Here is a 13,875-nt window from a genome sequence, read left to right as displayed (position 1 = left end):
TCATATTTCAAGCTCTATACATATTCAGAACTGATTATAAATAAAATTAACCTGTTCCGTGCACGAGAACAGCAAAATCGCCATGATCAGTGCATAGTAGCAACACCATCTGATGATAGGATTAAGACTCTTTACTATCTCATTTCCATCCTTTTTATATGTGATGTGGCTGATTACTCCAAAAATAAAAAGGCCTGAAAGTATCAGTAAAACATTGCAGTTTTCCGGAATCAAAAGCAAACTGCTAAGACTGCCAATTTCGCCAAGAGCAAGTAGCTTTATCTCATTTGGAATTCCTGCAAAGGAGATAATCGTGTTAACTGCGGAGCTTACGCTTGGAGCCGCAAAGAATATCCAGGCAAAGGATACTGCCATGTATGTGATAAAGACGTTTCCTTTATAGCCTTTTTTCTTTAGTGCCCTGTCAATGCAGACAAACAGGCCGTGCAGTATTCCCCATACCAGAAATGTCACACCGTTTCCATGCCAAAAGCCGCTCACCAAAAACACGATCATGGTATTAACGTAGATTCTTACCACATTTACACGACTGCCGCCAAGAGGAATGTATATGTATTTCTTTAGCCATCCACTAAGTGAAATATGCCACCTGTTCCAAAATTCAGCCACTGTTTTTGACAGATATGGATGGTTAAAATTACGGGTCAGATCAAAGCCCATCACTTTGCCGCATCCAACTACAATGTCTGAATATCCTGAAAAATCAAAATACAGCTGAAATGAATATAACAGCGCCGTGATAAGCAGTGCTGTTCCTGCATGCTCAGCACTTTGAGCATTTTCTTTTACGCCGCTTATATATAACGCTAAATTATCCGCCAGCACCAGCTTTTTCAGAAGTCCCCAGCCGTATAGTCTTATACCATCTGTAACTCTTTCATAATCAAAGGATCTGATTTTTTTAAACTGTGGCAAAAGAACTCCAGCATCCATTATTGGCCCGCTGGAAAGGCATGGAAAAAATGACACAAAAAGAGCCACCTGAACTATGCCCTTCTCACACTCCATCTCATTTTTATAAAGAGCGTAAAAATATGTATAGCTCTGCAATGTGATAAATGAAATGCCAAGCGGCTGAATAATATTGCTGCTACTCCAGCTTAAAAGCTTATATGCCAAAAGCGGCGCAAATAAAAGCAGGGTAAATATCCAGAAGGATCTCTTTGTTTTGGATATACACAGTCCGCCAATATAGGTGATAATTATCAGGTACAGATAGAACCAGATAAAGCTTTTTCCGGAATACAAAAAGAAAGCAACGCTGCCGGACAGAAGAATAAGTCTTGAAAAGGTATTCCTCAAAATATCATTTTTTATCAAATATGAGACCAGACATAATAATATACATAAACATATAAAGAAGGCCCCAAAAAGCTTTGTGTATACAAGCATATTAATCTAACCTCACAGGATTCTCCTGAAGAATATAGCAATGGAATTTCTGCATATCCGTACTGGTTTCAATAATGCCAGAAAGATTATTCTCATCAATGTATTTAAGGAAACTCTCATCCGTATTGTCCGTTGTGATAATAGCAACTCTCTCTCCGGCATCAGAATTTGGCGGATACCAGTCTGCACTGCTTAGCCATTTTATAGCGCAAAGGTTCGTCATATCTATCTGACAAACTTCGGTCTTCCCATTACCTGCCAGGGTTATAATCCCTGCATAATCCATAGTGGAATATCCTCTATGAACATTATTTTCTACCATCCAGTCCACGATTTTAACGTACACAGAGTCTTTAGAATTGTCGTTCTTTATCAGGTTCATATACACGCTTGATGATGAAAACACAGTACACGAAATTATTATCGCAAGAAAAATATTTCGCAGTACCATTTGGGATTCCATATTATCAAGCGTAATTCCAACTGACATTCCTATCGCAAAAAACAGGAATACAGAATACCTTGATGAAACATCAAAGGTTGTAAAAGCCATGGCTGCAACCATTGCAAACAATGACATCCAATGACTTGCCCAGAAAAATGCAGACTTCTGTGGCATCTTTTTTATAAATACATAAACAGAAAAGCAAACAGCTATCAGACAAACTGCCACAACAACCAACAGATACACCAGGTTTCCATTTGTATCAAAAAGATCAAATATAGAGGGAATAACCTCATTCACAAGTTTGGCAGGGCCGTTTCTTAAATTTCTTGAAGTACTGGATACTCCCTCTGATAAGAATTTACCTGAAACGTATGATATTACTACCAGGAAACAGCACCAAAAAAGCGGGAATAATTCCTTTAACTGGCACTTTTTCTTTTTGATCAGGATAATAAGCGTTCTAAGAATCTCTACACAGGTATATGGCAAAAAGACCATCAGAAGTCCGCGCATTCCCTGCATTCCCAGCACAATGGACAGTACCACGGAAATAATCAGATTAAACACAGGGATTCTTCCCTCAATAAAATCAGCATGAAAGATTCCATAAATGTAAAATGCGAAAAGAACCGGAAAATAATAGCCGGCATATAAAATATACATTTCTAATGTGTCATGGACATTGAGCGTTAGGACAAAAGGAATAACAGCAGCACACCACGCAGCAATACTACTCATTCCAACCTTCCTGTATAACGCAATCATTGAAATGATGAGGAGAAGCCCGCACACTGAACATGCAAGCCCCATAGAAACGTTAAGATTCCCCGAAAAATGATATATTATCGCCCCAAGGTTAGCCGGATATATTACCCTCTCCTCCGTGCTGATAAACCAGCTATCCGGCGTTCTCAAATTATTGTCCGATATTTCTTTTGCAAGTATCGCTTCTCCTGCGACATCGCCATCCATCCTGGCTGTATAATGAAAGACATTCGCACAAAAAAATATCAGGAAGCCTGTCACGAACATTATTTTTAATAAAACATCGAGTACTTTCGAAAAAGTATTATTCATTTTTGCCTGCCCCAAAACGAAAAACATACGGATAAATACCAATCAAAAATGTAAGCACAATGAAATAACGAGCTGATCTGACGAGGTACGCCGCTGTCGTTCCTGATGTCAAAAATTCTGTGGAAAATGGCATTTTCAAAAGCTTGTTAAGTACAAAATAAAGTGCCCCACCGCCAAGCAATCTGGCAATGCAATGAACAGGCTTTGTGGTACTTTTGAAATCCACAAATCTTTTTTCAATCTCTATTCCAAGGAAGAAGCCGCCCATGATTCCAAGCCCGGAGAAATAATCCTCTGTTTTACAATAGAATATTCCAATACTGGCTATAAGAAAGAAAACCAGGTTGACCTTCCATCTGTTCTCTTCGCCGAATTTGTCCATTATAAAAGGAACAGCGAAAACAACCAACGCGCCGCATAACCAGCCTGTAAGCACGTCTGTGGGATAGTGCACACCAACAGAGACTCTTGAAATACCAACAAGCAGCGGCAGCACAAAGGCGAGGACTTCAAAAACTCTCTTCTTTGTATATCTTCCGAGAGTACCGTAGGCAATAGCTGAATTCATGGAATGACCACTTGGAAAAGAGTACCCCTGGGCCACCACATCATACAGATCTGCATCCGGCTCCACGGGCCTGAAACACTTAATCTCAGGATGCGCCATATAAGGTCTTATTCTTAAAAAGATATTTTTAATCAGCGGATTAAGGGTAATGCCCACCGCTACGTTTGTTCCAATATAAATTCCAAACTTTTTGTCATAGCACCAATACAAAAAGCCAAGTATAAGTATAAGGGCATATTCTTCGCCAAGTGCTGAAAACTGCGATACTATTTTTGCTCCTGTCTCTCCCAGAACCCCCTGAAGCCATGTCATTAGAGCGGGCTCAAAAGCAAAATAGAATGTATTACCCATAAAAATACCCCCTTAGAAAATCCTATAAACCTATTGTATCATACTCATGTTATACTTTTCGTGTACTATTCCTACATGGAGATATTTTATGAAAACACTCATCACCATAGACAATTATGAAGCACCTGAACTTTATGTTTATAAAGAACAATCTGAAGTTCAGCTGTATCACATAAATGAACCTGAGCCCGGTATTTTCATAGCAGAGAGCCCAAAGGTTATTGAGAGAGCTCTGGCTGCGGGCTATGAGCCTATATCGCTTCTTATAGAAGATAAGCAGCTCCGTCAGGATAATGGTGAAGCAGCTTTACTTTTGGATAAGATATCTGCTCTTTCCTTTGAAGTTCCTGTTTACACCGCATCTGATGAGGTACTGACAGGTATCACAGGCTTCCACCTGACAAGAGGTGTCCTTTGTGCCATGAAAAGAAAAGAGCTCCCTTCAGTAGAGAGCATCTGCAATGACGCAAAGAAAATTGCTGTTCTTGAAAATGTGACAAATCCCACAAATGCAGGAGCGATCATACGAAGCGCCGCTGCACTCAATATCGATGCAGTACTTTTTTCGCATGGGTGCACAGATCCGCTATACAGACGTGCAATCCGGGTAAGCATGGGCAATATTTTCCTTATGCCCTGGACCTTTTTACCTGAGGGCGATACCGTGGGACTTCTTAAATCCCTTGGCTTTTCCACAGTTGCCATGGCACTCAGGGATAATTCCTATTCTATCGATGATCCGAAGATCAGATCCAGTGAGAAACTGGCAATTTACCTTGGCGCTGAGGGTGATGGTCTGATGCAGGAGACAATTGATGCCTGCGACTTTTGCGTAAAGATTCCCATGTCCCATGATGTGGATTCATTAAACGTTGCAGCAGCCAGCGCGGTGGCTTTCTGGGCTATATCTCACTGATGTTTTAGAGTTTAGAATTTCACAGTCCTGTTTATTGTATTTAATACATTTTTCTTATCAAGGCTCCACAGCGGTTCAACAAGGAGTGCTCTTGGCCCATCTCCTGTCATTCTGTGGATAACGGTTTTCTCGGGGAGCATATTTATGCTCTCTGCTAAAAGCTCCACGTGCTCTTCCAAAGATAAAATATGGAAGGGCTCTTTTTTATATTCCTCATACATCTGAGTTCCTTTAAGAATCTGGAGATTCTGAAGCTTTATCCCGTCAAGCTCAGGAGAAAGGTTAGAGAGATAGCGGACAGTTTCAAGCATATCCTCCTTTGATTCCCCTGGGAGGCCGAAAATCACATGAACAATGACCTCTATTCCGATGGCCTTCAAAGTCCTGTAGGCTTCTTCAAATACTGATAAATCATAGCCCCTGTGAAAATGTCTTGCGCTGTCTTCATGAATCGTCTGAAGTCCAAGCTCTATCCATACCGGCTTAATTTCTCTAAGCTCCTTAAGCATGGAAAGGACATCTTCGCCGATGCAGTCAGGCCTTGTACCTATTGCAAGGATCACCACGTCATCTCTTTCTATGGTCTCTTTATATAAAGCCTTTAGCCTTTTAAGGTCCCCGTATGTGTTGGTATAGGACTGAAAATATGCGATAAATCTTTTGGCATCTGTCTTACTTCTGATACGCTTTTTGGCTTCCTCAATCTGAACATCAACAGATGCAACCTCTGCTGCAAACTCCCCTGATCCGCCTTCAGAGCAAAAGGTACAGCCTCCTGTAAGAGGCGTGCCGTCAGGAAGGATAATGCTGCCATCTCTGTTTGGACAGGTGCAACCTGAGGACAGGGAGAGCCTGTATATCTTTTCTCCATATTCATTTTTCAGATAGTCAGAAAGTCTCTGGGCCATACTGTAAGTCCTTTTTACAAAAAACAATCACTCCCTAATAATATCAAATTTCCTGTTGACAATATATATATGCTTCGTGTAATATATGTTTTGCGTTGTTAATTATATAAATCGTTTGCGATAGTAGCTTAGTTGGTAAAGCGCCACCTTGCCAAGGTGGAGACCGCGGGTTCGAGCCCCGTCTATCGCTTGAATAAAAAGAGAACCGGTTCGATTGAACCGGTTCTTTTTTATTCGAGCGAAGCTGAGACCCTCACCCGCGGTGCGGGATTCGTGTCTCCGCTTCGCTCCGGTCGTTGCTAAACGCTCGTCCCCCGGACGAGCAGCAACCCGTCTATCGCTTGCATTGAAATGGTTCACTTATCCGCGGTGCGGGATTCGTGTCTCCGCTCCGCTTCTACGTTCCACTTCGGTCGTCGCTGAGCGCACATCCCCCGGATGTGCAGCGACCCCCGGGCTCGTGCGACCCGTCTATCGCTTGCATTGAAATGGTTCACTTATCCGCGATGCGGGATATATGATTTACCTCCTTGCAAAAAAAGAGTTGACCTGACGCAGGTGAACCGCGTCATAATCAACTCAACCATTCTGTAATATTTTATTTTTCTATATCTAATTTGAACAATTGATATATCTGTGATGAGACCATCATAGCATTCATAATTAGTGGTGCCCAGTATTGCTTGTATCAGCTATAGATTGGGACAATCCTACATACTTTAAATAGCCTGTTAGGTATTGCTTAAAATGACCCTCTATCAACTTACATGTTCTACCTTGTTCCAAATATGTCAATCGGCAGCCACCATCTCCTGCACATGGGTCATTTGAGTAAACCATAACCCGTTTAATCGATACAACGGCTCTCTTTTCTTTTACAATAGGCAAATTATAAAGATATTTAAGTAACTCTTTTACTTCCTCTACATTCTTCTTAGTTACATTTATACGAATAATCACATTAATAGCACTATGTTCAATGTTTTGTATTACCCTTTGAAAAGCTGTTTTAGGTACTTTTCTTGTACTACTATAAAAATTTTCAAAGCCATCTACCGCTATCTGTGCTTGATTTATACCCAGTGTTTTAATTTCTTCACTTATCTCTCTAGTCATAAAAAAAGCATTAGTATCTATTGCTGCACCATATTCTAAACCCTTTTCTTTGGTATACTCTAACGCAAAGCTACTTATCTGCCTTACAGCTTGCATATTCATTAACGGTTCGCCACCAAAATAAGTGATACAGAGTTTCTTTAGATTCGGATTACGGTCTACCTCGTTTTTTATATAAGCGATGGTCTGTTGTACAACGTCACCACTCATATTGATTCCGTTATCATGCTTACCCTGAAAACAATACTCACATTTATAATTGCAACGCATTGTTACTGTTACAAGTAACCAGATGGTATCTGGATACTCATCATCAAATTTATGCTTCTGATACTCTACAAGTTTACTAGGTTCATCTATCTCTATTGGTGCTGCAAAACACCCTTTTATAAGTTCCTCTGAAGGATTATCTAAATCAATGTCTTTAGGAATAACCGCAAATTTACTGGATAACACATTATATGTGACATCCTTATATCGCTCGTCATCTGTATGAAAAAGCTTTCAAATCTAGTGGAGGTAATTACAAATACAAAAGGCAGTCGTACTCGGGAAACTGCCTTGTATAGTATCAAGAATATATAGTCGGAAGAAAGTAAAATTTCCAAATCGTATTATTATTATGACATTTGGAAAAAATAAACTTGACAGGCGAGACACGCTTTTTTACAATTTATGTATGATTTATTTCCAAATGCACTTAATAATCTTAGGTTTTGGAAAAAATGAGGTTTAAGCTGAATGATAGGACGAATCGAAGAGAAAAGACAATTGCGACAACTGTTAACCGCAGATGAGGCGCAATTTGTTGCAGTTTTCGGTAGACGAAGGATTGGAAAGACGTTTCTTATAAGAGAGAGTTTTGATTATAAGTTTACTTTTCAACATACTGGTCTCAGTAATAATTCAATAAAGAAAAATACGAGGAAAAAGACTCAGTTGGAAGCTTTTTCAAAATCGTTGAAAGATGCGGGATTTTCCACTGATAGGACATTAAACTCATGGTATGATGCATTTGATTGCCTAAAAGAACTTATCAAGCAATCTAAAGATACTAAGAAGGTAATATTTATTGACGAGTTATCTTGGATGGATACTAAAGGGAGTGAATTAATCTCTGCACTTGAGCACTTCTGGAATGGATGGGTAACTGCCCGCCCAGAAAAGGATGTTATTCTGGTGGTATGCGCTTCTGCAACGTATTGGATGATGGACAACATTGTTAATTCAAAAGGTGGTTTACACAATAGACTAACTGGACAAATAAAGCTAAAACCATTTACTTTGGCAGAATGCGAAGAGTATTTAAAAACGAAAAAGATATCTTTTAACCGACATCAGATTATTCAATGTTACATGATTCTTGGTGGCGTACCTTATTATTGGAGCCTGCTTAGTAAAGGAAAGAGCCTTTCGCAAAATATAGATGAGCTCTTTTTCAAAGAAGGAGCTTCATTACAGGACGAATATGACAACCTTTACAAGGCCCTTTTTAATAAACCAGATCAATATATTAAAATAATTGAGGCCCTTTGCAGCGTCAATAAAGGAATTACAAGGGAAGAAATTTGTAAAAAGACTAAGATTCCAAGTTCCGGAGATCTTACTAAAAAACTAAAGGAACTTGAAAATTGTGGTTTCATAAGAAAATATGTGCCATTTGGTGCAGAAAGTAAAAATGCGTTATATCAGCTTATTGATGGTTATACACTTTTTTATAATAGATTTTTAAGAGATAATGCATACGATGATATTTTTTGGAAGAACGCAACTAACTCCGGGCAAATAAATGCATGGACGGGAATCGCATTTGAAAGAGTCTGTCTTGAACATGTTTCCCAAATAAAAAAAGCATTAGGAATTTCAGGAGTTCAGACCAATGTAAATTCATGGAAATGTGAGGCAGATCCTGATAAAGGATTGTTGGGGTCTCAGATAGATCTTTTAATCATTAGAAAAGATCAAGTCATCAACGTATGTGAGATGAAGTATTCTGAGTCAGATTATGTGCCTGACCTGGCGTTTGATAAAGCTATGCGAAGGAAAATTGCAGATTTACAGCAGGCAACAAAAACAAAGTTTGCCATTCATTCTACATTGGTAACGACTTATGATGTGGAAGAAAATTCATATTATGGAAATATCCAATCCATTGTAACGGGTGAAGATTTATTCAGATGATGCATAAAGAAAAGAGACGGGTTTTGCAAAAATCCGTCTCTTTACATTCAAAATAGCACCGATCACCAATCCAATAATGATCCTGATGATTAGGCTAATACTATTGTACTTCCTTACAATGTTCATAGTTACGCCCTCCTTCAAAACTTTTCTCCAAAATTCTCCAATAGAATTATGCAATAATCATAGCAATGGAGCAAGCACACGCAGACAACAATCGATAAATCTGTAAAAAATTCCATTATTTATGTTCTCAAGAGTTCTCTGGGTACAGCTTTCAAGACTTGTCTCATAGTCTTTTTTCAGCGATTCAATTATATCTGCTTTGTAGAACAATGAATTACACTCAAAATGCAGGAACAGGCTGCGATAATCAAGATTTACCGTACCGATGGTTGCAACCTTGCCATCAGCTATCATAGCCTTTGCATGGACGAAGCCCGGTGTGTATTCGTATATCTTAACCCCAGCCTTTAACAGGTCTCTGTAATAACTTCTGGACAAGCGATAAACCGCCTTCTTGTCAGGAATGCCAGGCATAATGATCCTGACGTCGATGCCTCTTTCAGCAGCTCTAATGAATGCATCAAAAAGCGCATCGCCCAGCATCAGATAAGGCGTGTAGAACCAAACATATTCCGTAGCCAGGGATAATACCTCTGTATAAAAGACGTTACTTGTATGCTCTTCTCTCATAGGCGAATCATAATAAGGAAGAATGAATCCATTATCGTCTTTCACAGAATCTGAAGCGTCAAAAGATCCGATTTCCTCTTTATTTATCAGGTCTTTTGAGAATGAATTCCAGAATTCCACAAACATGAAGGTATAGCTCTTTACCCCGGCACCGGTAATCCTAAAACCGATATCCTTCCATTTTCCAAACAATTCCTTCTCGTTAACATACTCATCTGCCAGATTGACGCCGCCGCTGTATGCGACCCTGCCATCAATTACCATGATTTTTCTGTGATCACGGTTATTTAGCTGTGTTGTTACAAAGAAAAGCGGATTGAAGGGTATGCACTTGATTCCCTTTTGCTGTAAATCACGTATGTCTACTAAAGAATAGGTCGCAATACTTCCAAGGTCGTCATACATGACTCTGACATCAACTCCTGCTGCCGCTCTGTCAGCAAGAATGTCAGTAAGTGTATCCCAGAAAACTCCGCGCTGTATGATGAAATACTCAATAAAGATATATTTTTCTGCCTTTTTAAGATCCTCGCACATATCAGCAAACATATCCTCGCCGAAGGGATAATACTTGGATGTATCATTTTTCAAAAGCGGAAAACCTGTTGTCTCATAGATTCTCTTAACGGACTGCCCAAGCCTCCGGTCTTCTTTCTTCAGCTCATCCGATAAATCTTTTTCATCAACAAATTCCTGTACCGTCACTTTATTTGGAGCCTTCTCCATTTTTCTCTTAAGGCTTCTCCCTGTGCTCTTGTTTCCAAGGAAGGCATATAATATGGCTCCAAGAATGGGGAAGCCCAGTATGACCACAATCCAGAGTATCTTATATGAACTCTCATCCCGCCTCGAAATCAGAACCAGCACAAATATGACTGCCAAAACAGTAAACAGGATCTGTATGACATTGCCAAGATGCCCACCTACAACGGTATCCAGTCCGCCAAAAAGAAGTACATACCAAAATACCTGCAGTGCTATGGCAGGAACAACAAGAAGAATTCGTCCTAATATTTTTTTCATCAGATTCTCCTTTCAGCAAAGTTGTCTATATTATATCATCATGATTTACTGTTTTACGTTTTTTGTTTTTCTTGTAGATTGCGCCTTTTTTCTGCAGTTTCCATCAAGTATAATGTAAACATGCTGAAAAAAAGGGGACTTACATGAGTTTGAAAACCTAAAAATGTTGGGAGTGACGAAAAGTGGAATACACGCATTTTGTTTCAGTTGCAGGTCTTGTTGTAAATGATAAGGATGAAATCCTTTTATTGGAAAGTCCCAAGAGAGGATGGGAATATCCAGGAGGAATGGTTGAACCCGGTGAAACACTTCAAGCTGCACTTATCAGGGAAATCAGAGAAGAAACCGGTATAGATGCTGAGATCACAGGATTTATTGGAATTTGTAAAAACGTCCAGAAAGATGTGGTAAACATAGACTTTTCCTGCAAATACATCGGAGGAAAACTGGCTACAAGTGACGAAAGCTTGCATGTTAAATGGGTCAATAAGTCCGAAGCATTGAATATGGTGACATTTCCATTGACCAAAAAGAGACTTGAAAACATGTTGGCTGCGGATAATTGTGTAAGGTGCTTCAATTTCAAGAGAGAACCTTTTGAGATAGTTAATGAAGAAAAATATATGGTTAAGTGATATGCAAAAGCCTTTTTATTACCCCTATTGATGGAGAATAAAATAGAAAATGGAAACAATATTTGAACAAATTGAGAAGAACATAGATAATCTGGTAACAAACAACGCAGACTGGACAGCAAGTGCAACCAGAGAAGAATTGGACGCTGCAAGGAGTGGTGATCTGGTGCTTCATTTCTGGGAAAAAGAAGTTCCTAAGGAGTGGCTGGCGAACATTAAAGGCAAGAATGTTCTTTGCCTTGCAGGTGCAGGCGGTTTGCAGGCTCCGCTCCTTGCATGTGCCGGGGCCAATGTAACGGTCATCGACATTTCCGATAAGATGCTGGACAAAGACCGAGAGATAGCAAACGCAGAAAACTTGTCAATCGAGATAGTTAAAGGAAATATGTGTGATCTTTCCTGTTTCTCTGATGATACTTTTGATCTTGTGATAAATCCGCCCTCCCTAATGTATATCCCGGACCTTAAGGTTGTCTTTGATGAGGTTAGCAGGGTCACAAAGGAAGGCGGCGAGTTAATTATTATGGCTCCAAATCCAATTAACTATGTATGCGACTGGATTGATGATGAAAATGGCGGATACTACAAGGCTGTCCATAAGATGCCCTGGTGCTCTAAGGATTTTGATGATTCCGATTGGATCGAGTATGGTCACACCATGGAAGAATATCTTGGCGGCCTTATAAAAAGCGGTTTCATAATCGATGGATACATGGAATGTCAGAGAGAAGACCTCACAGAGCTGATATTCATGGTAAAAGCAAGGAGATTTTAAAATGACAAGAGTATATTTTGTACGACACGCTGAGCCAAACTATGATAATCACGATGACTACAATAGAGAATTAACACCAAAAGGAATGGAAGACAGGAAGCTTGTTACTACATTTTTGTCCGATAAAAATATAGATGTTGTACTGTCCAGCCCCTTTAAACGTGCAGTAGATACAGTTGCTGATTTTGCAGAGAAAAAAGGCCTTTCCATCGAGACGATAGATGCTTTCAGGGAAAGAAGGGTTGATAGCTGTTGGATTGAGGATTTTGCAGAATTTACCAAAAGGCAATGGAGTGATTTTGATTATAAACTCTCAGACGGGGAATGCCTTAGGGAAGTACAGGATAGAAATATTGCTGCTTTAGATACCGTGCTTGAGAAATATAAAGGTAAGAATATCGTGGTGGGCAGCCACGGAACTGCCCTCAGTACGATCATCAACTATTACGACAATTCATTTGGACATGAGGATTTTGAAAAGATAAGATTAGTCATGCCCTGGATTGTGGAATTTGTATTTAATGATAAAAAGTGTATCACCATAAACAAATACAATCTGATGTGATCGATCAACCTTCAATTTGAAATCTGACCAATCATGTATTTAGCGTACTCTTTTGCAAGACTCAAATCATAAGTAACATCCATGCCATCCAAGTATTCACGCAGAGCATCACTTATCAGCTGCTTATATTCCTGAGGAAGGTTCTTTATTGCCCATTCTCCGCCTTCCTTTTTGGACAAAACAAGCTGCTCTTTCTTATACGCCAGTACCCTTGCCAGATTCAATGTGATGTACATGGTATTGGTCCCAATATCCTCAGGGGCTTCAGCGATGTCATCCCATATGGCATCCACATAATCCTTTTGGGGAACTTCTCCAAATACTTCTGCAATGGGCTGTCCGCATAAGCATTTTCCTCTTTTTCCAATGATGGTGAAATGCGCGGCCAGGTCTACGTCTGTACCATTCATTTTCTGAATATAATCTTCCGGATTGTCTCTGTACCATCCAAGATGCATTACAGAAAAATGAAGTTCAAAGGGCGTAGGATATACAAATGGCTTACATACAGCTTTAGTCACTACGCTCATTTCTATACCTTTGGCAGGTCCTTTTTCATTTAGAGAAACTACCATATCCATGACTTCACGCTTTGAAGCATCATCCATTTTTCATTAACAACAATGATAAGATCGAGGTCACTCTTTTGGAGATTAAAGCATCCCATAACGTAGGAGCCATGCAGGTATATACCTACAAGATTATCCCCTAAAATCTCTTTAGTCTGTTCAACAAATTCATTTAAAACTTTTTCCATAACAACCTATTCCATAGCATGATGTATTTTTCGATGCATAGACTGCTCCCCAATTAAGCATATCAAATACAAAGCTTTTCTTTTATTCTATTCTGTATATCAGCACTGACGCCTATGGCTTCAAAGTATTCCTCAGGCGTGCCATACTTATCATCAAGCATTTCAAAGAGCCTGATCATGTTGTTTTCATTGGGAATGAACTACCTCCACCGACTCTGCGTCGGAAGAAGTTTCTGTTATGCCGCAGAGCGGCATGAACCTTTGGGATGCTTAACGCATCCCAAAGAACAGGGCATGTCCACTATGCCCCTATCCCATTGGGTTACCTTTGGGAATACTTTTCTTAAGATATTTGCAGCTCCATTTATATCTGCATTTGTTATTGTCCCATCGTAGTGCCTGTAAAGTCCACGTTTTATCCTTTTTCCGGAAAAAACATAGTCAGC

The 13,875-nt window shown here is 39.7% G+C and carries 13 protein-coding genes, 1 tRNA gene and 1 pseudogene; 6 read left to right on the top strand and 9 right to left on the bottom strand.

Annotated elements, in window-relative coordinates:
• Window positions 1-24 precede the first annotated feature (24 nt).
• From G603_RS19500 to G603_RS0106355, 3 genes are all read right to left on the bottom strand, one after another.
• Window positions 25-1,323 (bottom strand): MBOAT family O-acyltransferase, encoded by a 1,299-nt coding sequence (locus tag G603_RS19500; protein ID WP_196808047.1) that lies wholly within the window; start codon window positions 1,321-1,323, stop codon window positions 25-27.
• Window positions 1,324-1,414: 91 nt separating this feature from the next.
• Window positions 1,415-2,938 (bottom strand): hypothetical protein, encoded by a 1,524-nt coding sequence (locus G603_RS0106360; RefSeq protein ID WP_026669676.1) that lies wholly within the window; start codon window positions 2,936-2,938, stop codon window positions 1,415-1,417.
• Window positions 2,931-3,857 (bottom strand): phosphatase PAP2 family protein, encoded by a 927-nt coding sequence (locus G603_RS0106355; protein ID WP_026669675.1) that lies wholly within the window; start codon window positions 3,855-3,857, stop codon window positions 2,931-2,933. Before G603_RS0106355 ends, G603_RS0106360 begins: the two co-directional genes overlap by 8 nt.
• Window positions 3,858-3,945: 88 nt before the next feature.
• On the opposite strand from G603_RS0106355, the gene G603_RS0106350 reads away from it, so the two are divergent.
• On the top strand, window positions 3,946-4,773 hold the full coding sequence (locus tag G603_RS0106350) for a TrmH family RNA methyltransferase (protein WP_026669674.1): 828 nt from the start codon (window positions 3,946-3,948) through the stop codon (window positions 4,771-4,773).
• Window positions 4,774-4,784: 11 nt separating this feature from the next.
• On the opposite strand, the gene G603_RS0106345 is transcribed toward G603_RS0106350, so the two are convergent.
• A complete protein-coding gene (locus G603_RS0106345; protein WP_026669673.1) occupies window positions 4,785-5,681 on the bottom strand; it encodes a TIGR01212 family radical SAM protein in 897 nt (298 codons plus the stop codon).
• A gap of 117 nt (window positions 5,682-5,798) precedes the next feature.
• Between G603_RS0106345 and G603_RS0106340 the strand changes: the two genes are divergently transcribed.
• A tRNA-Gly gene (locus G603_RS0106340) sits at window positions 5,799-5,871 on the top strand.
• Between the two features lie 473 nt (window positions 5,872-6,344).
• Here the strand turns inward: G603_RS0106340 and G603_RS0106330 are convergent.
• Window positions 6,345-7,253, bottom strand: a complete 909-nt coding sequence (locus G603_RS0106330) for a radical SAM protein (RefSeq protein ID WP_026669672.1) — start codon at window positions 7,251-7,253, stop codon at window positions 6,345-6,347.
• A gap of 285 nt (window positions 7,254-7,538) precedes the next feature.
• On the opposite strand from G603_RS0106330, the gene G603_RS0106325 reads away from it, so the two are divergent.
• Window positions 7,539-8,978 (top strand): AAA family ATPase, encoded by a 1,440-nt coding sequence (locus tag G603_RS0106325; RefSeq protein WP_026669671.1) that lies wholly within the window; start codon window positions 7,539-7,541, stop codon window positions 8,976-8,978.
• Between the two features lie 183 nt (window positions 8,979-9,161).
• On the opposite strand, the gene cls is transcribed toward G603_RS0106325, so the two are convergent.
• Window positions 9,162-10,697 carry a cardiolipin synthase gene (cls, locus tag G603_RS0106315; protein WP_026669670.1) on the bottom strand — a complete coding sequence of 512 codons (1,536 nt, stop codon included), beginning with the start codon at window positions 10,695-10,697 and terminating at the stop codon, window positions 9,162-9,164.
• A 182-nt stretch (window positions 10,698-10,879) separates the two neighbouring features.
• On the opposite strand from cls, the gene G603_RS0106310 reads away from it, so the two are divergent.
• The 3 genes from G603_RS0106310 to G603_RS0106300 are packed head-to-tail and all read left to right on the top strand — an operon-like array spanning window position 10,880 to window position 12,672.
• On the top strand, window positions 10,880-11,332 hold the full coding sequence (locus G603_RS0106310; protein ID WP_026669669.1) for an NUDIX hydrolase: 453 nt from the start codon (window positions 10,880-10,882) through the stop codon (window positions 11,330-11,332).
• A 49-nt stretch (window positions 11,333-11,381) separates the two neighbouring features.
• Window positions 11,382-12,107 carry a class I SAM-dependent methyltransferase gene (locus G603_RS19490; RefSeq protein ID WP_051207555.1) on the top strand — a complete coding sequence of 242 codons (726 nt, stop codon included), beginning with the start codon at window positions 11,382-11,384 and terminating at the stop codon, window positions 12,105-12,107.
• Window position 12,108: 1 nt separating this feature from the next.
• A complete protein-coding gene (locus G603_RS0106300) occupies window positions 12,109-12,672 on the top strand; it encodes a histidine phosphatase family protein (protein WP_026496355.1) in 564 nt (187 codons plus the stop codon).
• An 11-nt stretch (window positions 12,673-12,683) separates the two neighbouring features.
• Here the strand turns inward: G603_RS0106300 and G603_RS19485 are convergent, their stop codons facing one another.
• The 3 genes and pseudogenes from G603_RS19485 to G603_RS22695 all read right to left on the bottom strand — a co-directional run.
• Entirely contained in the window at window positions 12,684-13,247 is a 564-nt protein-coding gene (locus tag G603_RS19485) for a DUF4111 domain-containing protein (protein WP_242834845.1), read from the bottom strand.
• Complete coding sequence (locus G603_RS22770; RefSeq protein ID WP_155832630.1) at window positions 13,241-13,429, bottom strand: nucleotidyltransferase domain-containing protein; 189 nt, start codon at window positions 13,427-13,429, stop codon at window positions 13,241-13,243. The genes G603_RS19485 and G603_RS22770 overlap by 7 nt, the downstream gene beginning before the upstream one ends.
• Before the next feature lie 236 nt (window positions 13,430-13,665).
• Window positions 13,666-13,875: pseudogene (locus G603_RS22695) on the bottom strand (RNA-guided endonuclease InsQ/TnpB family protein); the annotation flags it as partial.

The organism is Butyrivibrio sp. AE3006, assembly GCF_000424165.1.
GTDB lineage: Bacteria > Bacillota > Clostridia > Lachnospirales > Lachnospiraceae > Butyrivibrio.
The sequence above is the reverse complement of the archived record's forward strand: the minus strand, read 5'-3'. Positions and strand labels throughout refer to the sequence as shown.